We start from the raw sequence: 26,006 nt of genomic DNA on the forward strand, positions 1-26,006 counted from the left end.
TTGTAGTCTTCAAGCATCGGCTGCTCCCGTTATGCCATCGCTGACCGCCAGCTTCGCTATTTGCGTGTGAGACTGATCGCTCAGTACAGATAGTTCAACGAATAGCATTTTTATGCAGCATTGTATCTGGAGGATAATAGCTCACCAGAGCTGAATAGTTGTAATGAGAGATGTTCGAATGACAGGAGATAGCAGTTCCAACCACGTTGCCAGTCAACCGGTTGTTGTTCAGGAGGTACCCATCAGAACGAGATACCAGACAATATCGACTCAGAGCTGTATTCGGCAGAATGCCACATCAACTCGTTCCACGAATTCAAAATTGTGCCTAGAGGCGAGCTTGTTGAAGCACTCCGCAACAACGGCTACACGGTAGATTTCAGAGACCGATAATGACAATGAGCGTCAACTGAGCGGGCGTTCGGAGTAGTTCTCGCGCAGAGACGTTGGTGTACTCTCGCCGTCCGAGATACCCGATCATGAACTCGGCACCGTGTGCGAACACCAACGCGCCAATTCCGAGTAGAAGGTTGATAGACAGCACTATTGAGCGATCAACTGACAGCCAGTACAACGCGCTTGGTGGGACGACTGAGAGCGCCCATGTGCCAAGCATTGAGAGTCCAAACGGGACGTTTCGCGGATAGATCGGCGGCCATCCGGGTCGAGGACACCACCCGCCTCGTTTCTCGCGGAGTTCGTGTAACGGTTCGATCTGACCGACAACGTCGGGGGAGTCACGCTCATCAAAGAGTATTTTTCTGACTCCCAACAGCACCGTGCTGAACGCTTCAATCCAATATATAACGAGGAGTGCCCAGGGGTTTCATCCCAAAACAATAACCCCGATAAGCGGCACGAGATTTGCACCGATGAGGACGAGGCTTTCGAGCGAGCGGAGTGGCGAGGTGGAGGGCGATGCGTGCATACTTCGGTACGGGTATTGACCGATTGAGTCGACTCTTGAATATATAAGATGGTTCGTACATCACCGATGGCAAAGTTTCTGACGCGACAGCACCGAATTAGAGAAGAGAGTGTGTACACTGCGCTCTTGAGACAGCGAAACAGGGACGATTCCGTACCGATACCCCCTCAGAGTGAGAATATCGCTCTTATTTCGGGCATTTTATTGGAGGGGACTAAGAGATACTACTCGAATGGCCCTCCAACTCAGCCATGCGGTTAGCGACGGTATTCGGCGTACACTCACCCGAACTGGTGGAATCCTCTTCGTTGGGTTCCTCGTGATTCAGTTCGGGATTCAAACAGCTGTCAACAGTACTGTTCTCGGGTATCTCCCGCCCCAAGCCGCGGCGCAGTTTAGCCGCAACGCTGGGCTCGCGCTTCCGATGTCTGGAAATGTCGGACTTGCCTTGTTTGGTGTGCTCATCATTCTGAGCTCGGTGTACTTTGTGATTCTCTCTCGAACGTTTGCTCAACCACTGAGCGAGATGTCGACGTTTCCCGCGCCGGCGACGCAGCGACTCGGGCGAGCCACGGCAATCGCGCTGGTCGGTGGACTGATCGTGAGCATCACGGTGATGATTGGCTTCTTCCTCCTGTTCATCCCGGGGCTGTTCTTTGCGGCCTCGTTCCTGTTTTTCATCTTCGCCGTTGCCGTCGAAGATCGCGGCATCATCAGTAGTCTCAAACGGAGTTGGGGGCTGGCTCGCGGTTCCCGGCTTAAACTCGGCGTCCTTGTCGTTGTGTCCGCCCTGTTCGGCGGGGTTATCGGTGGTGTCGCACCGCTGTTGGATCTCGCTGGTGTGCCGGTCGCCGCTGATGTCGTAACGGTCGTTCTCACGACAGTATTTTTCCTGCCGTACTATGCGATCATCGCGTCGGCGTACCTCCAACTGCGTGACGACCGAGACGTTTCCAACCGGTCGACAACAGAGCCCATCGACGCGTCACAGGTACCTGAACTCTAGTCGGTTCGCTCACCCCTGCTGAAACCCTCGGTACGCAATATATCCCTGTGCGGGTACGGTCACCACAGTATCTTCACGTGATACCGGATAATTCGCTCAGCAGTCAAACGAGGACTTTCACGAAAATAACAGTTCACTCTCATTTCGCAACATGACCGCCAGCTGAGAGATATATTAAATCTCTCACTAATTTGTACGCACTGGAGGTTCAGAACTCGAAAGCTGTTCCACTGTGGGTAATGAAATCCGTACTGATCAGGGCCGTCCTGCTGATTTCCGGGGCTCTGTATTCAAATATGATAAATATATGCCAACTCGTTTCGATAAGATGCCCACAGTGGACAGAGACAAACGTCTCGAGGAAGTTCCCATGTCCGCCCGTCGATGGGGTGTAGACATCAACCACAAAGAATCTGTTTAGAGGATTGTATTTTTGCCCGGACATGTATTGTGCCCGCCGCCGCGCCCTCTAACTGCCCGGCGCTTCCGCAGTTCCGACCTCAACAGTGGTTGTTTGAGTCCACATAGCCTCGATGAGTACGCGCTTATTGCAGACGAACTGGTCCTTTCGTCGGTCGGTCAGCCGTATCTAAAGCCCGACCTGGCGGAGATCGAAGCTGTGACGCGAGTCGATTTTTCCACCGAAATGAAAACGCGGGGATTCCAGCAAGCTATTTCAAAGAATCCGTTTAATCATCGTGCTGTCTAGCGGTTTGTGTGAGAGAACAGGACGATGATGTCATAGACACACTGAAATTGTTAGTTTGTCAAAATATGGCACAATCAGCGTGCTGAACACGGAAGTCACAGTGACCGAACGTTCGTCCTCAGTCTTCCGTGAGGCCGAGTTGCTCAGGTACCTCCTGCGGGTCGTAGTAGAGCCGAGCTTCCTGCACCCTGCCGTCCGCGATTATATCCTTCGCCATGCCGTTGATCTCGATCTCACGCCCGGTCGGTGGCACACTCTTATACTCCCCTTTGTGTGTTCCCGTTATTGTCCATTCTTTCATAACGATCCCGTCATCCACGAGCAAGTCCTCGGCGACGACGTGCCAGTCGGGAAACGCCGACCGAACCTCTCGGAGGTACGCTTCGAATGCCTCGCGTCCATGGAGCTCACCTTCGGGGAGAGCCGGATCGGAGAGCGCGATCGACTCGGCAACCACATCTAGCTTCGAGAGGTCCCCGTTCCACAGGTCCTCGTAGTCCTGATAGGTATTCAGGGTCTGTTCGTGCTCGGTGGTGCTGGCTTCCGACATGGGTTGATCCACCCGATTCAGAGTCGGTGACACGAGCGGATATTATTACCCGATGAATGCGTTCCCAACCCCTGCGAACGTTTGCGCCCTGTGCAAAGGCTGTCGGACACCCCCCTCTCTATACTGTCCCGCGCTTCTCCCAGACCAACTATTAGATAGAACGTGACCGTATGCTCTGTATATGGCAACGTATGACATGGATTCTGCGCTGGAGGCCATCCAGTTCTTTGCGAATTCGGCCAACAGCGTCCGGGTGTTCGAGGCACTCGCCGACGGGGTGACGACGAGCAGTGCCCTCGCCGAGCGCACGTGTGCATCGCGGTCAACGGTTGCCCGGATCCTTGATAAGGGGGAATCGCGGGGGTGGGTCGAATCCGAGGGAAGTCAGTATGAACTCACGTACATGGGAGAAATTATGACCGAAAAGTTTCGCGCTTATCGGCAGACGGTTCAGGGGGTCCAGCAACTCGGGGAAGCGGTCAATTACCTCCCGGAACCGGCTCAAGAACTCGATATCCGCCATTTCCGCGATGCCAATATCACGGTTCCAACAGAAGACTGGCCGGAGGCTCACCTCAATCGGGCACTGGAGCTGTACCGGACCGGCGACACATATCAAGGACTTACACAGAACGCTCCGGATATATTCGTCCGGACGCTCGCTGACTTGGTTGACCAAGGGCGACTGGAGTTTGAGGCAATTATCGAAGCCGAATTTATTGAGTATCTCACTGACGACCCGGAACGGGCGACTCCGTGGCATTCGATCGCCGATCAGGTGTGGCTGTACGATGGTCCCATCACGTTCAGCATGCACATCATAGATGAAACAGTGGTGTTGTGGTTGGGCTACATTGAGGATAATCAATGGATAGGTCCGGGGCTGCTAGAAACCGAAAACCCGGTCGTCCGTGAGTGGGCCGAGTCGCTCTACGAGGAATATCGGGCCGAGGCTGAGCCACTCGATCCAGAGGTATTGCCCGAGGCCTGAGATACGCGGGGCGAAGTCACACAACACTTCCAATCGGGGACGACAATCGATTTACTATCTCATCCATCCCCGAGTCGTATAACGCGAATCCGGGCCAAAGACGAACCCCGACACGACCCGTAACGGATTCTACGCGAATTCAGCAATGCTGTTCTCAGCGGGCGGTAGAGGCCATGAAACACTCGATAATAGCGGGTGGGGTGGAAGTGGACTCGCGGGGAATCCATTACACCGCTTCAAAGAAATCGTTTAATTCCTGCCTCGTCCGGGGGTTCGTGAGTAGTCGGTCAGAATGATGTCACAGACGCCGCTGGCACTTTTGAACTCTCAAAGACTGACACTGTTTGCATGTTAGACGGAGAGCACAGGTGATATTCGGAGTTGCGAAGAGATTCGCTTCCCGTAACTCAACGTCGCCGATTAGTCTGGTATGTCGTATCTTAGCACGCGGCCGATGCCAGCCAAGATTCTAAAAACCCATTGCGGTGGGTTTACTGCGCGGACATCCTCTTCATGTTCTGTCGTCAGCATCGCTATCAACACGATATCACTGAAACCCCCTGGCGGTAATGACACTCCTCGCTCCGCTACGAGCTGATGAAACCTCCGAAAGAACTCCTCGTGCTGTAGCGCAGGCTCATGGATATTGATGAGCTCGACGGGCGTCTTGTTCCTGAACGTATGCGGGTTCCCTGGAGGGACGGTGTGTTTCTCGCCTGCGGGCACGTCCATCCACTCTCCGTCCTCGTACACTTCCAGAACACCCGAGAGCACTTCGTAGCTCTCCTCGGCGTTTGGGTGAGTGTGGACAAACGGGCCGTCCTCGGGGACGGATTCGATCTCAAATCGCATTTCCAACAGTTCGCCGTCCGTCTCCTCAGTCGATCTCGTGATTTCCCACCGTCCAGGGAAATCTCCCCAATCGAGAATACGATTCTGCCTGCTTTGCTCTGTGGCCGTCATGCTGTCGCCCCCAACCAGAGACGGTCGATGTGTGGGTTCGTGTTGTTTGGTGGTGTCATTGGCTGCCTCCTGTGGCATCCAGCCGAGGTCTCGATATTTCTTTTCGGTCCTTCCACGGGACGGACGCCAAGTCGCTCGGGTCTTGGTCTGCTACTGGCAGACGATACTAGATGCGAGAGTGGACTTATATGTTAGGAGAATAATATTTCTCTTATCGAACCGAGGCAAATCCGGGTTACGAGGTAGCGGTTTCAGATCGAGGCCTTCGGTCGAGATCGAGGACGTTCATGTCGTCGTCCAGCGTGATAGTGAACGTACTCGTCACGCCCTCGATGGTGATCGAGACACGAAGCGGACCCTTCGAAACAGCGGTCTCGACGCTGCTTTGAAGCAAGCTGACGGCCTCCTCGAAGGAGGGGGAGTGGATATCCAGTTCTTGACTGTCTATCAACCCGGTTGCCATGGCCAGACCGGTGGCAAACATTTCGACCGGCAACCGCTTGGCGAACCCGCAGGTATCACACCGCATGTCTGCCCACACCGGGAACGGCGTCCCACAGGTGACGCAGGGCTGGCCCCCCTGACTTTCGTGAGCATCACAGACCGTCACGGACGAGGAGATGTGGCCCGCACACTCCCGACAGATACCGTACATCAGATAGGTGATATCCAGCGCACACCGGTAGAGGCCGGTTGCGAGTGCTTGGTCAGGGTTGCGGGTCATCATTCCAGCGGCCGGATAACTCGTGAGGAAGAGGGTCCCCGTCGGTGCCTGGTCCCCGAACAGTCCGTCGCACTCAGTACACCTGATCCGAAGCCACTGGTCCTCATAAGTGGCCTCTAAGTCTGCTCCACATAACGGACAATCGTCTTCGATCTCCGTAGAGAAGTCGAGTCGGTCCGTTCCGGAAACAGCTATTACCGTTCTGGCAATTTGTTTGCCCGCACCGCTCAGGCGGTATCCATCGTCAGTACGACGGATGAAATGAGGCGCGAGTTGTGAGAGATGATAGTTGAACTTCCCATTATCATCAATATCGACCTCATCTTGCAACCCTGAATACGACATCGTAGTAGCAGTATCAGAGCCGTCATCGTATTCGTGAGCAGCGTCTGCACGCCAGAGGACCCGGATAATCTCTAACCGGATTTCATTTCCTAGAATGGCAAAGGCCTCATTTGGCGAGAGTCCATCCAAGTCCAGATCCGGAGTGAACCGAGTTTGATCCATGGTAACTAATCGCGTGGCAGAACGAATAAACGTACCTCCAGGAGGGTTCCGCAGGCTGAACCAATTACAAGATATCCGTATGCATTTATTAGAATCTCGATAACTGTCCAGTCCGTATGGATGAACAGTGTACTGGTAATGTGTAGGATGCCGTGAGAGGGTTCGTATTGATATCAATGACCGATTGATTATCTCATCCGCCACCGAGTCGTGGAACGCGAATCCAAACCAACAATGGATCCCAACACGACTCGTAACAAATTCTCCCCGGTTTCAGTAATCGCATACTCGGCAGGCGTTAGAGGGTCTGGAACACTCGAAAATGATGGATAAGCTGGAAGTGGACTCACCGGGATTCCGGTACGCTGTTTCAAAGAATCCGTTTAATCCCGGTGCTGTCGGTCGATCATGCGATCCTAAATTTGTACACTGTAGGCTCCGGTTCGACCACCGTTTGAATACCAGACGATCTTCTGAAATCAGGATACACTATCGGATACGTCCTGTACACAAGGCGAGCTCCTACACTCGCCCCATCTCTTTTGACTCGCTACGTGGTAACTACCCACATGACCGATTCGACCGTATCCGAGTCGCCGCTTGAGTCAGCGGCCGGGGCCGCTGAACCCCATGTAACTGAGGCGTTCAAACTGTTGAGCGATGAGATCCGGCTTGCGATCCTGCTGTCGCTGTGGGAGGTGTACGATCCTCAGGCCGAGAACAACGCTGTCTCGTTTTCGCAGTTGTTCGACCGCATCGGCATTCACGACAGCGGGAATTTCAGCTACCATCTCGACAAGCTGGTCGGTCACTACGTCGAAAAAACGGACGACGGCTACCGACTTCGGAACTCCGGACTCAAAATCGTCCGGGCAGTTATCGCGGGCTCGGGTCTGGAAACGCGCCGTCTCCCACCAACCGAGATCCCTCGATCCTGCTACCACTGTGGTGCTCCAGTGGAACTCAGTTACGAAGACGAGCGACTCTACCAGATCTGTTCGGAGTGCGAGGGGAACATCGGCCCCGAGTCAGCCGAACGGACGCCAGAGGGGACGCTCATTGTGTACGACGATTTCAATCCCGCCGGCTTGGCTCACCGGACGCCTGAGGAGGTCTTCGTGGCGGGAACGATCGAGTACCTGCAGGGCGTCAAGTTGCTCATCAGGGGTGTGTGTCCGGAGTGTTCAGGGCCGATCGAGGAATCACTCCACATCTGTGACTCTCACGACGCTCCGGCGGGGGAACTCTGCCCCAACTGTGGCACGTCGGTGCGTGGCGGCTGGAACGAAGCTCGGGTCAGGTACGTGTGCTCGGTCTGCAAGCACAGCGCGTCCTATCCGGCGTGGGTGGCTGTCTTCGATCACCCCGCCGTTGTCACGTTTTACCACGAACACGGATTCGACATGACCTACGATCTGGACGACCCCGAGGTCTGTGGCCGGTTGTTCGAACGCCTCAAAAAAGACCAGACGGTCGTGTCCAGAGATCCCGTTCGGATTCGCGTGACCGCCACATGTGATGGAGCGGAGCTCTACCTGACCCTCGATGGGAGTCTCACTGTTGTAGATATCGGCCTCGACGACCTCGGGACTGACCGAGACTCGGCGATGGATGCAAGTAAACGGGGGACGAGTGATTCTTCTCCTGACATCCCACCCTCGGGAAGACAGGAGAGCGACGATCCGGTCAGTCTTCCAGACACCGATGACTGCCTACAGGCACTCCGACGCTCTCGGTGGCCGGATGGACCTCATTGCCCGAACTGCGACAGTATGGATACGATCAAGAAAGGAACGACGAGCAAGGGCGCACAACGGTACAAGTGCCACGCCTGCGATCGCAAATTCAACGACCTTACGGGGACGCTCTTCGCCGACCATCAGCTTTCCATTCCAGAAATGATCCATATCGCCCGAGAGATGGACACAGCAGAGATGACAGAAATTTCGCAACAGCTCGATCGTTCCTACAAAGCCGTCCTGGAATTCGCTCACGAGGTCCGGGACAGCAGTACAGCGAGTTCCGAATCGACTGTCCTGGCAGCCGTAAAGCGGTCGAACTTGGCCTGACGATCAGCCTTCGATAAACAACGGACGTGACCGGATGCCCGCAAGTGCTCCGGGGCACTGAAATCACCCTATACCTGTTCTATCACTCGGTCACAGACGAAGCCAGATCCGCGGTCAGTTCTCTCGGACGGCAAGCCGAGTTCACCCGACGAGACAGAAGTATGATACGATGCCTTATTCTGATCTCGTCCGAGTCCTGGTTTCTACATATGACTTCGTAGAGTCTTCGAACTCCATTCCCTGTGTCATCAGAATCGCGCCGTGACCAGCAACGCGCCTGTGTCGCCAAGACACGGGGTACAGAGTGAATCAGACAGACAGTGTGCTAACTGAAATCCAATACAGATTACACTTTTAGCCCGCCCAACAGTATCAGTAGGTGAGTCGTGAGGGAACGATGTCGGCCGCCAATGCCCGCTAAACGACCCCGTGGACGACCACTGGCACAGAGGATTACGTAGGATGTGAAGCAGAACCGACAACAACCGATTACACGGTGAGTACACATGGCAGAAACAACATCAGACGAAAGAGAACACACGCCCGAAGAAAGCGAACCGGACCCGGAACACATCATGCAGGTGGCGACGGGGTTTTGGGGGACCAAAGTGTTGGGTGCAGCCGTCGATCTCGAACTGTTCACCGTCCTCTCAGACGGAGGGCTTCGAGCCTCCGAGATCGAACGGGAGCTCGGTTTGCACCCCCGGGCGACCAGAGATTTCCTCGACACGCTCGCGTCGCTCGGATTCCTTGAACGTGACGACGATGGGAACGATCCCCGGTATCGGAACACGCCGGAGACTGCGGCATTCTTGAACAAGAACGATCCACGGTACATCGGTGGCGCGATCGACATCTTCAACCAGCAGGTATACGACGTGTGGGGAGGGCTCGAAGAGAGTCTGCAGACAGGCGAGCCACAGGGGGTCATCGACGAGACGGGCGAGCCGTTTTGGGAGGAGATGTACGATGACCCCATGGAACTAGAGGCGTTCGTCGAGGGGATGGCCGGGCTGTCGAAGGGGAACTTCGTCGCGTTCGCTGAGCAGTTCGATTTCTCGGACTACGACTCGATGACGGACGTTGGGGGTGCCCTCGGCGATCTGTCTCGGATCGTGGCCCGACGCGAACCCCACCTTTCGATCACGACAACGGACCTGCCGGAGGTGACTGAACTGGCCCGTGAGCGTATCCAGACAGACGGCCTTGAGGATCGGATCGACGCCGTCAGTAGCGATTACAACGAGGAACCCATTCCCGACGCGGACCTCGTGACAGCGAGTCTGGTCCTCCATCAGGAAAATCTGGAGACGAAGAAGACGCTCATGCAGAAGTTCTACGATGCCGTCAACCCGGGCGGAACCTTCGTCGCTATCGACCATATCATCGACGACGACCGCCAGGCGAATACCATGGGTCTGATGATGTCGCTGAACATGCTCGTATATTACGGTGATGCCTTCGACTATACTGGCGAGCAGTTCATGACATGGGCGGAGGAGGCGGGCTTCGAGGACGTCCAGATTCAACATTTGAACGGGCCAGCGAGCATGGGCATCGCGCACAAGCATTGAATTCTCCGGTTCGACTGTTAAACAATCATTTCTCCGGACAAGAGGCAATCTAATTCGGCCGTCTCAAAACCGTACTTTATTACAACCGATACGTGGACCTGCACTTCCCGTGCAAGAGAAAGGGTGAATATGTACCACACGACAGATTTATTTCCGCGCCAGAACCATCGTTTCGGGACCTGGTAACTCCCTGGCTTCCCCGCCTTCGAACCCGCTTTCGTGCAGCCACTGGATACACTGACTCGGTGTGTAGTCGAATCCGTTCGGCGTTTCGACCAACATGTTCAAGTTCATCAGCAGTGGCATTTCGGCCTCACGACGCTCCTCGACGATCATTGTCCCGTATATGATGACAGTACCGCCGGGGTTCACTGCTTCGACACTTTCCTGAGAACCTCCTGTTTCCGATCGAGACTCCAGTCGTGCAGGATGTGCCCGAGGATGTAGACATCTGCTGCCGGGAGCGGGTCGGTCCCAAAGAAATCGCCCGTCCGGAACTCGATACGGTCGGTTGCGGGGCTGTCACTCGTGAATTCACGGAAGTGGGGTTCGACCCGTGGCAGGTCCAAGCCGATGGCAGTGATGTGGTCGTTTTCTTCGGCGACCCGCTTTGGAACTACTCCCTCACTGGTGCCTAAATCGACCATCGTATCGTATTCCTGCCACGGGAACTCGTGTGCGAGAGTGTTCGCGACGCCCATACTCAGTCCCGTCATCGCGCCGACGAACTGTTCGAGATTCTCATCGTTCTGGTAGATGGCTTCCTCGAAGGGGTGGGTCTGATCATCTTCAAGTTCGTTGGTGGGTCGTCCTGTCCGGAGCGCCTCTTCGAGGTCACCCCAAAAGCCGTAGAGGCGGTCGTGGCCATTACAGCCCACCGGCCGATGTACGATGGCTTTTCCCGGACGAGAAATGCATCGGTCGGCGGGGCGTTGTTTCCGCGTACTGGCCATTCTCACGGTCCAGAGGACTCTAATGCGACGGAGTGTCAAGGAAATCTCCGCTCCGTGGGTGGAGGCGAGTTCTCTTCAATGTCTGCACTGGTCTGGACAGCAGCCAGGCGCGTCGAAACCCGAGTTCGACAGTCCGCCAGGAGGTGTCTTCGATTGCTTGGAAACCGAACCCGAGTTCCATGAGTGGACCGGGCGGTTGGCCGTCTTTTTGGATGTGTATTCGCCTCAGTGGTCGCCTGACACGAAGTGGAATTATCTTCCAGCCGACACCTGCGAAGATTTATTAATTTTTGTGGATACTACTAGGAGAAGGTTAGGGTGATGAGCGCAGTATTGTGTAGTAATAGAAGTAAGTCCGAACCTCAACTATTCGGTTGGGGTAATGATCGTCGCTGTCCGCTGCGGTCCAATATCAGCCCACTCTTCGATATCATCGACTGATTGCGAGCGATTCGCCCTTCTCGGTCGATTCGAATAGTGGCATCGGGGCGATCTTCTAAGCGCTCGGGAGTTGGGTTTCGGCTCCTCTTAGTTCCTTGAGAACGTCTTGTGAGAGAGCTTCGAGGGATCGGCAGGTGTCTCTTCTTTTATGTTGTTGAACCGCTGTTCACCGTTCATCACGAGGTAGTGCAAGACGACGAGTCGCCATTTCGATCCAATCTCCTCGAATGCTTGTGTCATCGGACACACCTCAAAGTGGTCTTCGTCGTCGGTCTCGGACCCGTGGGGATTCGATGTCATCGGCGCTCACTTGCGTGTGAATGTTTAACACAGAAGGCAATAACACCCACTGTGCCAAAATTATGGGAGAGCGTTTTCTGGCCATCTTGAACAGACTGGTTCGGACCAAATTCTGTACTAGAATGCGATTCTGATAAATAGACCGCCTCTACGTCTTGTATGTGGTTCTAATAATAATTCACAGAGATAGAAAGCCGCACCGGTATATCATTTGTCTGTAACGACCGATCCGATTTGTCGAAAACTTCTTGCAAGACTCGCGCCTGTATGCAACAGCATCTGGAAAATCTATCAGTCCTACTCATTTCACCGGGGCTACATTACTTCTGGTATAGGCGGCGTCACAAGACGAGTGCAATCGGGAGCAATGACTGATCGATTATCTCGCCCGTCTCCGAGTTAGGGAACGCGAATCCAAACCAGCCATGACCACCGTTACGACTCGTAACGAATTCTACCCGAATTCAACAATATCATACTCAGTGGACGGCAGAGGGCCTGAAACATCCGAAAATGCCAGATGAAGCAGAAGTGGACTCGCGGGGGTTTCGTTACACTGCTTCAAAGAATCCGTTTAATCCCCGTGCTGTCGTTCGGTTGCAGATCGGATTCCGTCAGTCGTCGTCAGCGGTGTAGGCACCGCTTCGGTGTTCGATCCGATGGACCTCCAGCACCGACTCACCCCGGTCGAGAATGCAGGCGAGCCGATACTGACCGACGCGGAGTTTCGCGAACGGACCGCCGGTCAGCGGTTCGAGGTACTCGTCGGGGTCGCGCCACTCCGACTCGACCACCTCGTCGAGTTTCGAGACGATGCGGTCCTGCACGTGTGGGTCGAGTGAGTCGAACTGATCCGCAGCTCGCGGCGTGAATTTCCAGGTCCAGTCGTCCTCACTCGTCATTTTCGTCTCGATCCATCATCTCGACGACTTCCTCACGAAAGACCAGCTCGGCGTCGCCCGAACGGAGATCGTGCTCGCTCGCCGCGATCTGTTTCCACCCCTCGCGGGAAAATTCTGGATGTTTCACCGCGTCTCGGGCAGCGTAACGGAGGAACTCGCTCCGGGAGTTGAACCCCTGTTCCTGCCACGTCGTATCGATGTCTTCGAGGAACGCTTTGCTGAGTCGGAGATTGATCTGGACCATTTCGGGCCCATCGTCACCATTTGCGGTATCCGCATCAGACATATACAGATGCTTTGCGTCCGTATATACTAAGTTGTATCGTCGCCGTGTGGATGTCGGCACGACTCGTAACGAATTCTGCCCGAATCCAGTATTGCTTCTGTTAGCGGACAATAGAGCCACTGAAACGTCTAAAAACGGCGGTTGAGATAGAAGTAGACTCGCGGGGGTTTCGTTGCACTGCTTCAAAGAATCCGTTTAGTCCCGGCGCTGTCCGTCGAATGGTCGGATCGGCGATTCTGGTGTATTCGTGCGTTTCACCACCGCGTGTGAACGATTCTCAAAAGCCTCTTTGTGGAATAGCTATCGATGTAATGATATTTTCACTGGTTACCGTATAAGACATACAGCGCATATCTCGCATGCCCTGTGATCAGGGCAAATCAGCAGACTCGTCAGGAAAGAGCGTCCACGGACCGCTAACCCTAGATGAATGTTAATTTGCTGCGCTTGTCGGGCGGAATGGGATTGGTGTATGTAACGTCCTCACCATCGCACAGCTCCTCGAAATCATCGTCAGTCGTAATCAGGTAGTCAGCATCATATGCCCGTGCGAGCGCCAGGATGAACGAATCGTAGACATCGTGATTTTTCTCGGCGCTGATCTCGTATGCCTCCAGAAGCGTGGTCGCGGTCGCACCAACGATTCGTGCCGGACTCCGAACGAGCGATTGGATTGCGTTTCGAGCAGCAACTTCGTCAACTCCGAAATTATTCGTCATGAGATACTGTGTCCGGAGCGGATAGTAGTCGAAGACGAGCAAGACATTTGGCCCATCAAGAGCGTTCTGGATCCACGGATACACATCGTCATGCGCCGGATGATCGTCAGTCAGACCGATGGCAAGAATATTCACATCAGTGAGGACGGTTACCTCGGTCGGGAGTGAATCAGTCATCGGTTCTCCGATCACTGATCCATCGGCCCAAAGAGTGCGTCTCCCGCATCGGTTGGTGTCGTCTCATCCCAGTCATCCCGCCCGGCTGTTGCTGGCTCAAGCTTCGAACTCGGCTTCGGGTTGAGTTCAAGCACGGAGCCGACGAGTGTCGCCGGGAGCTCGTCGTTCGATTCGATTCCCAACCGATCTCTGACTTCTTTCGGGAGAGTGACTCGACCCCTATCGTCTACGGTGAGTGTCAGCTCTTCCTCGTGGTTTCCATCGATCGACGTCTTTCCCATTTTTCTTTACCTAATACCCACTACTATACTGATAGATAAAACTGTTGTGCCCCACAGAGTATCGATACGTCCGCATCCACAGTGAGCAGTTGGTTCAGATCGAGGTATCTGGAGCAAATGAAGGCGCTGTGCTGACTACACGCTCTGAGTCTTGCGCTACTCTACCTGCGAAATTTCATACACACCACTATGTCACTGCCTTCGGGAAGAACCAAACACACCGTCACAGCGTCATCGACCGATCGATTATCTCTCGTGTCTTCGAGCCCCGGAGCACCAAACGAGGTCAAGACGGATTCCGACAGGACTCGTAACGAATTCTCGCCGAGTTCAGCAACCACATACTCAGAAGACAGTAGAGGGGTCGAATCGACTGAAAATGGCGGATAAGGTAGAAGTGGACTCGCCGGGAATCCGTTACGCTGCTTCAAAGAATCCGTTTAATCCCTGTGCTGTCCGTCGGTTTGCGCGATAGTTATAAGCACCACAGAGGTCACTAGCACCGTTGTATATTGAAACTGACACGGTCGGCGTGACCGATACAGAGGATGTAGTCAGCAATGGAACTGCTTATTTCTCCATCTGAATCCTGAACCACCTGATAGAATGCGCTTGCGAATCTTGCGCTCACGGTCTCGCATTCCGCAATTGATAAAACAACTCATCTATTTTAAATAGTATGCTAACTTTTTACACACCCTTAACCATCTCAGGGGACCCAAGTACGGTTCGCTGGGGGCTTTTTTTCATTTTCACCGGGATTGCGGTCAGTTGCTTCGTGGGTGCTGCGTACGGCTCACGGCTACGGCGACGAGATACGCAGTTCGGGCTCAGAGCGGTCCTCCTTACCAACGGATTGTGGCTGGGGTTCCAAGCGCTTGGGCTGGTTACCACCAGCGAGTCGCTTAGCAACGCGCTCTACATTGGGGGACTCATCTGGGGGCTCACGGGCGTGGGTGCATGGATGTATTTTATCTCCGCGTACACCGGTCGGTCATACCATCGCGACCGACGTTACCGTGGACTCGCTGTCGGCACCTATCTCGGGCTCCTCATCGTTAAGCTCACGAACCCGCTGTACGGACTGTACGTCTCGACGGAACTACAGCAAAGCCCGTATCTACACCTCGTGGTTGAACCGCAGTTGTTCTACTGGGTCTCGTTCTCGCTCACGTACGCACTCGTGGCACTCAGTTTCTATTGGTTGCTCACGACGCTGCGTGAATCGGCGTTTCCAACTGGGAGTCTCGGGGCGCTCGGAGTCCTCGCGCTGTCACCGATCATACCGCGGTTGGCTGTCAGCACGCTACCGACCGAGCTACTACCGCCTATTATGCTGGGATTGAGCTTCGAACCGGTCGGTGTGACCGCGTTTCTCGCGGGAGTGTTAGTGTTCGTTGGGAAACCCTTCCGACAGATCGAGCAGTCTGCCCGCTCACGATTCTTCGAGGAAGCCGACGACGCGACGTTCGTGTACGATACTGACGGTGAACTCGTCGAAACGAACACGCAGGGACAGGAGTTACACTCAGCGACCGATAAAGACCTTACGACTATTGAGGCGTTCGAGCGGTCGTTCAGTCCGAATACCGAGCTTGAGGATACGGATCCTGTCCCTGTGGAAGTTGATGGCTCCACCCGATACTTCGAGGTAATAACGAACCGGATGGCTACCGGAGCTGAACTTGTCGGGACGGTCGCAACCGTTCGGGACATTACCGAGCGGCGAGCGCGAAAGCGCGAACTCGAGGAGCGGAAGAGAGAGCTCGAACTGAAAGAGCGAGCGATGGACGAGGCTATCGTCGGGATCACGATCAGCGATCCCGACCGCGAGGACAATCCGCTGATATACGCTAACGACGGGTTTGTCGAACAGACCGGCTACACCAGAGAGGAAACACTCGGACGGAACTGTCGATTTCTCCAAGAAGACGATAGAGATCAGGAGGCGCTTGACGAACTCCGTGAGGCGATTGCCGCCGAGGAACCGGTGACTGTCGACCTGCGGAACTACCGCAAAAACGGCGAGCAGTTCTGGAATCGGTTGTCGGTGACGCCGGTGTACGATGACGGCGAATTGGTCAACCACATCGGTGTCCAGCAAGACGTAACCGATGAAGTGCGCCGCAAACAGCGGTTGTATGAGGAACGCGAACAGTTCCGCCTGCTAACCGAGAGCGTCGACGAGTACGCCTTTCTCATCGTCGACGAGGACGGAATCGTTCAAACGTGGAACACCGGTGCCGAGGACCTCTTTGGGTACGACGGTGACGCGGCGGTCGGAATGTCGATGGCTGAACTCCATCCTGAGTCCGACCGCGAGTCCGGCCTCCCAGAGCGGTTGATACAACAGGCGCGTCTCGCCGGCGAGAGCGCCGACGAGGGCTGGCGAGTTCGCGCCGACGGGTCGGAGTTCTACGCCGACGTCCGGTACGCGCCGCTCGAATCCGACGATGGGGTGTTTCGCGGGTATGCGGTGATCGTCCGCGACATGACCGAACGCCGTCGCCAACGGCGCCGAACCGAGCGATTCGTCGAAGAGTCCGAGGACGTCGTTACAGTCCTCGATCCCGACGGGACAATCACCTACACCAGCGGGTCGGTGACGCGGGTGTTCGGCTACGACCCCGACGCCCTCGTCGGTGAGAATCTCTTTGATTACCTCCACCCTGATGGACGCGAGCACGCGATGGAGGCGTTCTTTAGTTCGGTTGAGGAAACCGAAAGCGTCACAGCAGAGTGTCGACTCAGATCTCCGGATGGCGGGTGGTTCAACATCGAAAGTCGATACCGGAACATGCTTGACGACGACGCCATCGACGGGGTGATCGTCTACCTCAGGGATGTGACCGAAGCCAAAGACCGTGCTCGGCGGTTCGAGAGCATTTTCAACCAGACGTTCCAGTTCACGGGCTTGTTGGACACCGACGGGACGGTCATCGAGGTCAACGACGCCGCCCTCGAGTTCGGCGGGCTCGAGCGCAGCGACGTCGTCGGGAACCCCTTTTATGAAGCCCAGTGGTGGACACACTCCGAGACAGTCTACGATCGGGTTCAGGACGCAATTGAGCGAGCCTCAGGCGGGGATTTCGTCCGCTACGAAACGGAAGTGCGGGGCGCTAACGGCTTCGCAACAATCGACTTCTCGATAAAACCCGTGACAGATGAAGACGACGAGATTACCCTACTCGTTGCTGAGGGGCGCGATATCACAGCCCAGCAGCGGTATGGTCGCCACTTGAACGTCATGCAGCGCGTGATGCGACACAACATGCGGAACGATTTGACAAAAGTCCGAGGCTGGACAGAGCTGATGAGCAGAGAGACGGACGCAGAAAAACGGGCGGAACAGTTCGAGACCGTCAAACCGATTCTTGACAAGTGGGGGGAGATGATAGAGAAAATGAAACAAATAAAACAAGTCCTCAATCCGGAAGGTGGTGGGGCAGCCACGACAGAGGCTGGCCCACTGATCGGAGAGGTCGTTAATGAAATCCGAGAGGAACACGAGGACGCAACGATCCTGACTGAGATATCTGGCGATGGGTCGGTGCAGCTACAGACGACGCTCGGAGAGGCTATCCGTGAGTTGGTAGAAAATGCCGTGAAGCTGAACGATAACGCTACAGTCGAGATCGAACTCGTCGAGTTGGAAAACGAGTGGATTGAGGTCCACGTGCGAGATGACGGCCCCGGAATGCCGGAAATGGAGGCGGATATCCTCGAAACGGGAGAAGAGACGCCGCTCAATCACGGCGGAGGGCTCGGTCTGTGGATGGTTCGAATGATCGTCACGCAAGCCGGCGGTGATGTGTCCGTAGCGACAACCGACGGGACGGAGGTTAATTTGCGGGTGCCGGCTATGAGAAGTTCATAAATTGTTGCTGTGAGCCAACAGCGTACGCGGTGAAGAGAACTCTGTGGCGGCGTAGTTATCATCAGAGACAATCTGCGTCAAATTGAATAAGTGTTGGTTCATGCGAGAACACGGTTGAGAGTGAAACGGTGGCTGGGATATCTTATCGGGACGCTGCCGATGTTCAATTATTTGTGCTGATTGTAACCCACATATTTCACCAGATTTCTAATGGATATAAGATAGATCTTTATTCGTCGCGGTATATGTGTACCCTGTACTGACCGATCACTCTTTCTTTACAAACTGACCCCTGTTTGTGCCCGGTTCGCGCTCTCTATCTTGCATCTCTGAATCGATATATCAATATTACGTTAGATGGCGGATGACCGATACAGAGGCTCAAGTCAGCACGGGGGTAAGTTACTTTTTTATCTGAATCCTGAATCAGCCGATAGAACACGCTTGCGTAGTTACCGACCGACCGTTCCGGATTGCCACCGAGAAATATCAGAGATATATCAGTACCGGGTGCCATCCCTTACGCTAATAGTAATCCAGGGACCGATGCAAGGACACCGAGGAAGACAACGAAGGTACCGACGGCTAGCATTCGAAGTGTTCCTGCTGAACGTCGTCGGTCCGGTGGCAGCGACTCGGCGACTCCGGAGAATCCAAGCCCGATAGCAAAAAAGATGAAAAAGTCAGAAGCGTTGAGCACGACACCAATGTATACCCAAATAAGGAGGCTGATGAACGATAAGAACAGCATGATGAGCCCCTTCCTTCGTCCATCTGGCTCACGGAACACCATCTGTGGAAGTAACTCCATATGTACCAGCAAGAGTTCGGCCGTGTAAAGCGTGCGGATAACTGAAAACCGGCCTGTACTCTCTCTTTCATTTGCGTCTTCCGGGGATCTATTTGCCAGCAGTGGAACACGGTTACTAAATTTATTATGCAGCCTCAGATAATGGAGAGTATGGCCCTCCAGACAGAGAATTCGAACAGGACACAGCAGGGTGGTGTTGTCGCAGGCAGTGCTGCAATTATGTTTGCTGCTGCAGGAACGACCGAAGGGCTGTTTTCAGGTGTGATGTTCGTCGCAGCGATGGTGACGATTCTCTCCGCGCTTGGGCTCTATGCAGCCGCGTACCGGGAGAGAAAGGACTGATCACGAAGCACAGTAATCGGCTCGGTTGTTGGTCAATCCTCCGACATGTACGTAATTATCGTATGCCGGATACGCGCTCTGGGGCTTGTTTAGACGTGGACGATCACGGTGATGAGGTGCTGACAGCTTGTTCTATGTTTCTGACGGCAGCCTTTAGAACGAGCACTCTGAACTGCCCAAACCATGTTCTAGCCCGTAATGTCTCGCCGAACCGACGCTTCAGTGCGTAGAAGATCGCCTCGATGAGCGACCAGCGGTGGTAGGTGTCCTCGTCGTGGCGGGCGTTGTGTGCTTTGTCAAGCGCGAGAACATTCGACAGAAAGTATCTCCGAGTCCCGCCACGGATGGCGGTGATAGGAGTAACGGCTGGTTGGCACAGCTATCGACGTTCCTGTTTGACAAGGAAACTGGTGGGTTCGCTCATCGCATTCTCTCATAGGACGGGAGGGGCGGTCGGATTATCTCCCACGTTCGTGGGTGGGTTTATACTCTCTCACAGACCGATATACCGATCACAGACACGATTGTTCGGAGAAGCGTCACACTACATCGCCTCCAGTATGTCCGTGAGAAGATTCTTTTGTGCCCGCTGGAGGTGTTCACGCACAGTCGACGGATCGAGATCGAGTGCCGTGGCGAACTCATCAGTCGTCACTTCCATGGGAACCTCGAAATAGCCCATATCGAAGGCGGTTTCCAGCACCTCCTGCTGGCGTGGCGTCACCGCATCGAGCGGGTCAGCAGGCCCCTCGTAATCGGTCAACGTCCGGAGGAGAGGATCTGCGCCTGTGTCGCCGTACTCGTGCACTCGCTCGGAGAGGGCATCCTGGTTCCCGACCATCGTTACGTCGACGCCGTCGCCGGCGACCTCGACAGCACTCTGTGAGGCATCCGTCTCGTGGTGCGGGTCGAATCCCTCATCGAAGGCTGGCACCGCGAGCTTACAGAGGTAGGTCACGCCGCCCTCGCGGTTGAGACGCTCCCACCACTCCAAGTTCTCCAGCGTCGAGAGCTGGTCGGTGGGGATCGGCTCCGTCACCTCGATAGCGAGGAGGCACCCAGGTCGCTGACACTGGAGTTCGGTGACCCGTTCCAGCCCGGTCATCTGGATCACTGAGACGAACTCCTCGATCCCGAACGCCGCCAACTCCTCTTTGGACAGGTGGATTGTCACTTCGCGCATCGGTTCTTATCTGGATCGGCGGTCGCGCCGGTCTCGTCGCTGGACGCGCTCGGTTCGCGTGACCGCGGCATTCTCATCGAGGTACAATCTGAGTGTTGCAGCATCGCGTCGCAATGCGACGCGGTACTCGTCCGGGTCGGTCTCAATCTGCTCGGCGGTCCACTCCCCGTCGTGGAGATAGCGATGGAACTCCCACATCCCTGTTCCCATGATGTCGACGCCGTGTTCCCAGTGAAACGCGACCGATTCGGGGTGATACGCAGCCGCGTGCGTGAGCGGGAGACTCATGAATCGCAGGCACTGCTGGCACTCGCTGCTCGTCGCAAAGGACGCTGGAACGGTGTCGCCGACCGGTTGGTCGCTCGCATCCAATACCTCGGTGTCGATGCGCCCGGCGCAGTCCGGACAGACGCCCTGGCGCATCTTGACCAGATCTCCAACTAACGTCCACGTGACAGCATCGATCAAGGCAGCCCCGTCGTGAGCCTGTACTTGCGCCGGCGTAACGGTGTAGGAAAAGTTCGGTCGGTCACAGGCCCGACACTGCAGTAGGAAGTACTGGTCGTGAAGCGCCGCCCGGAGGCCCGTCTCGCCACAGTGCAAGCAGGCGCCGTCAGTCTCGATTGTCCCGATATCCGAGGGATGTCGGTAGTTCTCGGCGAGGACGAACCGGACCATCTGTTCGCCGGCGTGCGTGAACGCGTAGCCGTTCTCGTGTTTCCTGAGAAACGTGCCGGTCAGCTCCCCGAGGTGGTAGGATAATTTGGACGTGCCATCGACGTCAACGCGGTCGTAGATATCGGAAAAGGACAATTTGGCGACTCCTGTCTTTCGATTCTCCTGTTGGGCCCTGGCGACGGTCCGAAGAATATCGAGTCGTATCCCGTCGGCCAGCAGTCCAAAGACATCGTCCGCTGTCCGATCGGTCTCCATACAGGTCTGACGACTGGTATCCCAGTGAAAGTAGGGCTGTCTGGAGGCGGTGCGATTCCTGTCTTTCCGGCTTTGTTGAAATCCTATTCTTCAAACACATTCTCGCCTGAAACAGGCGTTCGATGAGAACTGCATATCGACTACCGAGGGTTTTACCAGTTCAAAGAGATGTCCCGGTAGCCGTGCGAGATACATCGCGCGAATGAAGCAGTGACTCACCGGCTATGGTTCGGCGCTTGAATCGGTCAGTCCAGACGAACCACGACTCGATATGCCACCGAGATGCTGTTCACTCAATCGAAGATCAAAGTCGGTGAGTATGAGATTATTATAATGAGTAGACGGTGGAAATAACAGTAAGTGGGACTGCAAAGAGCGCCGTGTACCAGATAGCCCCTGCTAAAAGTAGCGCCCACGTTGACAGGCCATATCCAGTCGAATCCCAGTCAACGCCGACCCGCGGAAGCACGACAGCACCGAGAAGCGGGATAGCGACGAGATAACCGGCTGAGACGACAACCACTACGGTAAACAGTGCACGCCCTGTATCTGCGACCGCCAGAGAAGCTGCTAGACCGAGCAGGTACGGAACTGCTGCTCCGACACCAACAACGCCGTACGTGAGAGAGAACGATTCGAACGGCGGAAGTCGTTCAAACAGTTGCCGAAACCGTCCCGACAGGAGAAATGGAGACCAACAGAGAGTTGCAAAAACACCCACTCCTAACAGGATGCTAATGAGACTGATGTAGCCGACCAACTCATCAAGAAGTGATTGCAGAGGGACCATACAGGTCAAACAAATGCGAACGTCAATACATCTTCGAAAGATACAGTGCTCGATACGCAGTTCTACTGACCGGCTGATTTATCCGGATCGGTGTGAAACCAACGGTCACCGACTGCTGACTTCAGGCTCTACATTCAGCACGAGGTTCCTGACAGCCTCGGGGTAGATTTCACGGACCGTGCTGCATAGAGGGCGCGAGTGCACCAAATCTTGAGTCATTGAGGCGCCTGTTGTTAGAAAAAATATCATCCATTTAATTGATAAATGGAGGTCGGCGTAGTTCATCCTAGTGCCCTGGGTATCCGCCATCGAACTTTTATTGGTTGATAGGGACAGTCAGCCCAGCAGCAACGGCAGTGCAGTAGTTAGAGAATTAAAACTTCCATGGGCAAGCGCCGGGACTACGAGATTGTTGGTCCGCTCGTACACCCATCCCAAGATCACACCGAGTAGGCTGAGAGCAACAAGCCAGAGCATATCTCCGGGAGCCGTCGCCGCGATACCGATGTGTAAGAATCCAAACAACCCTCCTGCAAAGAGAATAGCTGGCCATCTACCGATCACATCTCGGAGCGAACGCTGGATGATTCCTCGGAACATCACTTCCTCGGCTGGACCGACGAGTAACAGCAGCGTCCCCACCCGAGACCAAAGTACTGCATTCGACAGGGACGCGCCGTCCATTGTCCGCTCCAATCCGAGCACGTTCTGAATCAGGATATTCGATCCGAGAGCCGCTATAATCAGGAGAAACACTCCAAGAAGGATATACCCCAAATCCCACACGTCTGGAGGACGGACTTCCATCCAATCGAGTGGAGACGGCACGTCCAGATAACGAATAGCCGCAATCGCCGTTCCGACCGCGAAGAGCGCACGAAGTAGTTGACTGACCACGTCACGGGCGACAGGGAACTCGCTCAATATCAACGCATCACTCGGACCGATGACAAATCCAACGAGTTTGAGCCAAATCCAGAAGAAAAGGGAAACTACGATCCCTGCGAGAGCGAGCCAAACCGTGTCCCGACCTCTACCCAAACGCCCTATCCCCATAAGGGCGAATACAAAGACAACTGTTGTAAAATTTCGTGTTAAGCATTCTTCCATCCCTCGGTAACTTTCTCCTCTGTAGTTACCGCTCAATTCAGCTCGGCCAAGGTGATGTAGTCATGCTCTGTATCTCGCACCTCACTACCGACAGAAACTGAGGAGATCTCCTTGGCGTTGCTGAATACAGCGCGCGTATCTCGCACAGAAGCTCTTCAGAAAACGAGCTGGTCGGATCGGTCAATACAGACTAGAAATATATCGATTGGATTGTCTTCGATTATTCAGCGAGTAGACTGTTCTACCTTGTATCTGGGCTACCCTGGAGCCGAGGCTGCCCCGAATGGGGAGATAGACAGCAAGACACTGTACAGCCGACGGAACAAAGTACGTTCAAGTACAATTTATGTGGAGAGAGTGTCATGGTAGCCAGGCTGGACCGAGTGGTGCGGCTGTACGGTCGATACGGACCGTCACGGTTGCCGCTCGGAGACCGACAGGACGTCGGGGCCGGCTACAGTATGGCCGCCGGTGTCCTCGCCGGTGGAATCGTGTTTGCTCCGGTGAGTACGCTGGTTGCGGGTTCGTTGGGTTCCGCAGGGGTGATTCTGTCTGCGGTCCCGGTGTACCTCGCCACGGGATTCGTGGTCGGGGCGCTCACGTGGCGCTCCCTGCCGTCGAGTGTCCCATACTACAGTGCCGTCGCAGCGTTGGTCACGGTCGCCGGGAACTACCCTGCCGGAACTGCCGTGTGGTTGCTACTGGCTCCGGTGTACGGCTACGAGTTTTTGAACCCATACGGGGGAGTTGACCCGCCGACCTCGCTCACCGAGCTCCTCGGAGCGTTCTTTGAGCTGTACCCCGATACCATCTTGGTAGTGGTAGTGTGGACGATCTGGATAGCCGTCCCACTCAGCCTCGTTTTCAGCTACGTCTACGAGCGCAGTCGTAGCGGAGAATAGCCGATACATTCGCACGTTCAACTAACGGGTGATCCATCCGATTTGACGCGAAATAAACGAAGCCGTTGTGCTGACTTCATCCTCTGTATCTCGCACACGATTTCTGACATAATATCGGTATATCAGCGTTCTACGTCGGTATGTGAGTCCTCTGTACTGAGCGATTGGGGGATGTGAAACTATCAACTTCTGAGGATTTCAACAGAGCCGCCAATCTGGCTTATCGAAGATATGCGCGTTGTATACAGCGGGGACATTGAGAACTGTAACGAATAGAGGATTTCAACAGAGCCGTCTTTCCCTAATCAATCGAGCGAGATCCGGCGTCCAAACATCCCTCTGCTTGCATTCTTCCACCCAAGCCAGCAACAAGGTGTACCGACACTGCCCGTATGAGAGTGTTTCCGAAAGCACTTGACTGTTGATTAGGGACATGAGGGTGGTATTTCGATGTCGCCCTCCAATCGAACCTTCCAAGTCGCCGGTATCGCCGTCGCGGTCCTCCTCCTATGGCTCGCCTCCTACCCGGGGACGGTCGCCTCGCCCTACGTGGCTGAGGACTCCTACCGATACCACCACCAAATCGTCCCGGACACGGCAGCCGAATACAACGAAACCGTCGAGCAGGCACCGACCTACCGCTATAGTTAGCTCTCACCGACTGCCCAAACCTTCGTGGACCGGACGAGAGCAGCTCCGGACAACGAGTATACCCCGGTCGTCTGTCAGGGATTCGTCCTCACCTGTGACGCCTACACCCAAGACGAGCTTTCGGAGGAGTTCACGTACGGTGAGGAACGTGACCTGAGGGAAGCAGCCGTTGTGATTAAGGACGGTGACGACCAGTTCCTGCTCCAGACTGGGATGGTCGGCCACGGCTGGTTCGACCTCCCATTCCGACTGTTGACGGCGTGGTTGACGATGATCCCACTCGGTATCTTCGTTGGGTGGGTGGCACTGACCTCCGAGCGTGAGGGCATGCGCGCCGGTGCTATCGGGGCTGGAGCCGTCGTCGCCACCGTTGGTTTCGCTGCCCCCTACATCGAGATGGTCGGCGTGCTGCAAGCCAAGACGATCGGGTTCTTACTTTTTGCCGGCGTCTGGATCGGCCTTCTCGGCCTCGGCGGATACCGGCTCGTACAGCGGTTGTGATTACGGCCCCGGACCAAACCGGATGACATCCCTCCCGGTCTCTTCAAGCCGGGCAATCAGAACGAAGACTTGGCCGTCGTAGTCTACGGGAGCAGTAGTATAGTGATAGTGCCGCCATTTATCGAACGCCCGATCGACCGTAGCACGGATGGTATATCGTTCGTCCTCGGCAACAGCTTCAAACGTCCGTTCCGAGTTGGCTGGAATTTCAATGTACTCTCCTCCCGACCCTCCCGAGTCCTTGCTAAGCTCGTACACCAACGCCTCGCTGTCGTTCTCGTCGGGATCAATAACCTCGACATCTACGTTTTGTGGTTCGGGTGTACTATTATTGATTATCAAGTCCAGCATCGGGGTCTCATCTGAAGCGAACGACGTTTGACAGCCGGCAAGTGCGGTTGCGAGCCCGCTCACCCCTATTGTAAGCGCGCCACGACGGGACCAGTTTCGTGTCATACGTCGGCTTCGCCGCGAACGATCTTAAAGCGAATGTTCGAACAAACGACGCCTGTACCAAACGAACCCCCCACAGTGATACGGGTGTACAAGATCTATCGGAGTCGCAATACACCGCTTGTTACCTTTCATCGTGGCGCGTTCCGGTGTCCGCACCGTAACAGAGGCCCACCGACGATACAATACGACGACTAGTCCGTACAGGGCGATGATCACACCCCAGTTGGGCCAGGCTCCCAGGCCAGGATCGACGACCAGCGGCCAGAAGTTCCCGATGCCGTGCAGGAAGGCGACCAGAAACAGGTTGTGTGTTAGGGCGTATATCGTCCCGAAGTTGACATCCTCCCCGCCCTGAAGGGCGAGGATTCCC

Annotated in this window: 24 protein-coding genes and 4 pseudogenes; 10 read left to right on the plus strand and 18 right to left on the minus strand. The window is 55.1% G+C overall.

Going from position 1 to position 26,006, the window contains the following annotated elements:
- Positions 1-178: 178 nt before the first annotated feature.
- Positions 179-393, plus strand: a pseudogene (locus DJ82_RS15265) (hypothetical protein).
- Here the strand turns inward: DJ82_RS15265 and DJ82_RS14530 are convergent.
- Positions 380-811: pseudogene (locus DJ82_RS14530) on the minus strand (hypothetical protein); the annotation flags it as partial. The pseudogenes DJ82_RS15265 and DJ82_RS14530 overlap by 14 nt on opposite strands.
- Before the next feature lie 349 nt (positions 812-1,160).
- Here DJ82_RS14530 and DJ82_RS07205 point away from each other — a divergent pair.
- Positions 1,161-1,934: a hypothetical protein gene (locus DJ82_RS07205; protein WP_094524411.1), complete on the plus strand. Its 774-nt coding sequence runs from the start codon at positions 1,161-1,163 to the stop codon at positions 1,932-1,934.
- Positions 1,935-2,761: 827 nt separating this feature from the next.
- On the opposite strand, the gene DJ82_RS07210 is transcribed toward DJ82_RS07205, so the two are convergent.
- Entirely contained in the window at positions 2,762-3,193 is a 432-nt protein-coding gene (locus tag DJ82_RS07210; RefSeq protein ID WP_094557101.1) for an ester cyclase, read from the minus strand.
- A 181-nt stretch (positions 3,194-3,374) separates the two neighbouring features.
- Between DJ82_RS07210 and DJ82_RS07215 the strand changes: the two genes are divergently transcribed.
- Complete coding sequence (locus DJ82_RS07215) at positions 3,375-4,184, plus strand: winged helix-turn-helix domain-containing protein (protein WP_094524413.1); 810 nt, start codon at positions 3,375-3,377, stop codon at positions 4,182-4,184.
- 420 nt (positions 4,185-4,604) lie between these two features.
- On the opposite strand, the gene DJ82_RS07220 is transcribed toward DJ82_RS07215, so the two are convergent.
- Positions 4,605-5,147, minus strand: coding sequence for a cupin domain-containing protein (locus DJ82_RS07220; RefSeq protein ID WP_198948034.1), 543 nt, complete (start codon positions 5,145-5,147; stop codon positions 4,605-4,607).
- 235 nt (positions 5,148-5,382) lie between these two features.
- Complete coding sequence (locus DJ82_RS07225) at positions 5,383-6,378, minus strand: helix-turn-helix transcriptional regulator (protein WP_094524414.1); 996 nt, start codon at positions 6,376-6,378, stop codon at positions 5,383-5,385.
- Between the two features lie 1,607 nt (positions 6,379-7,985).
- Between DJ82_RS07225 and DJ82_RS15270 the strand changes: the two are divergent.
- A pseudogene (locus DJ82_RS15270) lies at positions 7,986-8,387 on the plus strand (transposase); the annotation flags it as partial.
- Between the two features lie 566 nt (positions 8,388-8,953).
- Complete coding sequence (locus tag DJ82_RS07235; RefSeq protein WP_094581444.1) at positions 8,954-10,021, plus strand: methyltransferase; 1,068 nt, start codon at positions 8,954-8,956, stop codon at positions 10,019-10,021.
- 147 nt (positions 10,022-10,168) lie between these two features.
- Here the strand turns inward: DJ82_RS07235 and DJ82_RS14780 are convergent, their stop codons facing one another.
- The 7 genes from DJ82_RS14780 to DJ82_RS07270 all read right to left on the minus strand — a co-directional run bounded on the left by DJ82_RS14780 (position 10,169) and on the right by DJ82_RS07270 (position 14,080).
- Positions 10,169-10,357, minus strand: coding sequence for a hypothetical protein (locus DJ82_RS14780; RefSeq protein WP_094581445.1), 189 nt, complete (start codon positions 10,355-10,357; stop codon positions 10,169-10,171).
- Between the two features lie 32 nt (positions 10,358-10,389).
- The gene (locus tag DJ82_RS07245; RefSeq protein ID WP_158217288.1) at positions 10,390-10,899 is read right to left on the minus strand and encodes a methyltransferase; all 510 of its coding nucleotides are present in this window, start codon (positions 10,897-10,899) and stop codon (positions 10,390-10,392) included.
- Positions 10,900-11,502: 603 nt separating this feature from the next.
- Entirely contained in the window at positions 11,503-11,715 is a 213-nt protein-coding gene (locus tag DJ82_RS07250) for a helix-turn-helix domain-containing protein (protein ID WP_094581447.1), read from the minus strand.
- A 614-nt stretch (positions 11,716-12,329) separates the two neighbouring features.
- Positions 12,330-12,617, minus strand: coding sequence for a type II toxin-antitoxin system RelE/ParE family toxin (locus tag DJ82_RS07255; RefSeq protein WP_094524419.1), 288 nt, complete (start codon positions 12,615-12,617; stop codon positions 12,330-12,332).
- A complete protein-coding gene (locus tag DJ82_RS07260) occupies positions 12,607-12,903 on the minus strand; it encodes a ribbon-helix-helix domain-containing protein (RefSeq protein ID WP_094581448.1) in 297 nt (98 codons plus the stop codon). The genes DJ82_RS07255 and DJ82_RS07260 overlap by 11 nt, the downstream gene beginning before the upstream one ends.
- A 422-nt stretch (positions 12,904-13,325) precedes the next feature.
- Positions 13,326-13,799: a PIN domain-containing protein gene (locus tag DJ82_RS07265; protein ID WP_094524421.1), complete on the minus strand. Its 474-nt coding sequence runs from the start codon at positions 13,797-13,799 to the stop codon at positions 13,326-13,328.
- 11 nt (positions 13,800-13,810) lie between these two features.
- A complete protein-coding gene (locus DJ82_RS07270) occupies positions 13,811-14,080 on the minus strand; it encodes an AbrB/MazE/SpoVT family DNA-binding domain-containing protein (RefSeq protein WP_094581449.1) in 270 nt (89 codons plus the stop codon).
- A gap of 679 nt (positions 14,081-14,759) precedes the next feature.
- Here DJ82_RS07270 and DJ82_RS07275 point away from each other — a divergent pair.
- The gene (locus DJ82_RS07275; protein WP_094581450.1) at positions 14,760-17,957 is read left to right on the plus strand and encodes a PAS domain S-box protein; all 3,198 of its coding nucleotides are present in this window, start codon (positions 14,760-14,762) and stop codon (positions 17,955-17,957) included.
- Positions 17,958-18,477: 520 nt separating this feature from the next.
- Here the strand turns inward: DJ82_RS07275 and DJ82_RS07280 are convergent.
- Positions 18,478-18,768, minus strand: a complete 291-nt coding sequence (locus tag DJ82_RS07280) for a hypothetical protein (protein WP_094524424.1) — start codon at positions 18,766-18,768, stop codon at positions 18,478-18,480.
- Between the two features lie 150 nt (positions 18,769-18,918).
- On the opposite strand from DJ82_RS07280, the gene DJ82_RS07285 reads away from it, so the two are divergent.
- Positions 18,919-19,110, plus strand: coding sequence for a hypothetical protein (locus tag DJ82_RS07285; protein WP_141212012.1), 192 nt, complete (start codon positions 18,919-18,921; stop codon positions 19,108-19,110).
- A gap of 103 nt (positions 19,111-19,213) precedes the next feature.
- Here the strand turns inward: DJ82_RS07285 and DJ82_RS07290 are convergent.
- The 5 genes and pseudogenes from DJ82_RS07290 to DJ82_RS07315 all read right to left on the minus strand — a co-directional run.
- Positions 19,214-19,414 (minus strand): annotated as a pseudogene (locus DJ82_RS07290) (IS5/IS1182 family transposase); the annotation flags it as partial.
- 240 nt (positions 19,415-19,654) lie between these two features.
- Positions 19,655-20,293 carry a helix-turn-helix domain-containing protein gene (locus DJ82_RS07300; protein ID WP_094581451.1) on the minus strand — a complete coding sequence of 213 codons (639 nt, stop codon included), beginning with the start codon at positions 20,291-20,293 and terminating at the stop codon, positions 19,655-19,657.
- Between the two features lie 6 nt (positions 20,294-20,299).
- Complete coding sequence (locus DJ82_RS07305; protein ID WP_094581452.1) at positions 20,300-21,226, minus strand: helix-turn-helix domain-containing protein; 927 nt, start codon at positions 21,224-21,226, stop codon at positions 20,300-20,302.
- A 328-nt stretch (positions 21,227-21,554) separates the two neighbouring features.
- A complete protein-coding gene (locus DJ82_RS07310) occupies positions 21,555-22,016 on the minus strand; it encodes a hypothetical protein (protein WP_094581453.1) in 462 nt (153 codons plus the stop codon).
- 336 nt (positions 22,017-22,352) lie between these two features.
- Positions 22,353-23,072, minus strand: coding sequence for a CPBP family intramembrane glutamic endopeptidase (locus DJ82_RS07315; RefSeq protein ID WP_158217289.1), 720 nt, complete (start codon positions 23,070-23,072; stop codon positions 22,353-22,355).
- Between the two features lie 416 nt (positions 23,073-23,488).
- On the opposite strand from DJ82_RS07315, the gene DJ82_RS07320 reads away from it, so the two are divergent.
- The 3 genes from DJ82_RS07320 to DJ82_RS07330 all read left to right on the plus strand — a co-directional run bounded on the left by DJ82_RS07320 (position 23,489) and on the right by DJ82_RS07330 (position 25,180).
- On the plus strand, positions 23,489-24,028 hold the full coding sequence (locus tag DJ82_RS07320) for a hypothetical protein (protein WP_241881455.1): 540 nt from the start codon (positions 23,489-23,491) through the stop codon (positions 24,026-24,028).
- Between the two features lie 450 nt (positions 24,029-24,478).
- Complete coding sequence (locus DJ82_RS07325) at positions 24,479-24,679, plus strand: hypothetical protein (RefSeq protein WP_094581455.1); 201 nt, start codon at positions 24,479-24,481, stop codon at positions 24,677-24,679.
- A gap of 24 nt (positions 24,680-24,703) precedes the next feature.
- The gene (locus DJ82_RS07330) at positions 24,704-25,180 is read left to right on the plus strand and encodes a hypothetical protein (protein ID WP_094581456.1); all 477 of its coding nucleotides are present in this window, start codon (positions 24,704-24,706) and stop codon (positions 25,178-25,180) included.
- Here DJ82_RS07330 and DJ82_RS07335 read toward each other — a convergent pair whose 3' ends face one another.
- A complete protein-coding gene (locus DJ82_RS07335) occupies positions 25,181-25,636 on the minus strand; it encodes a hypothetical protein (protein WP_141212014.1) in 456 nt (151 codons plus the stop codon).
- Positions 25,637-26,006 lie beyond the last annotated feature (370 nt).

Source organism: Halorubrum sp. Ib24, from assembly GCF_002252745.1.
In the GTDB taxonomy this organism is placed as follows: Archaea; Halobacteriota; Halobacteria; order Halobacteriales; family Haloferacaceae; genus Halorubrum.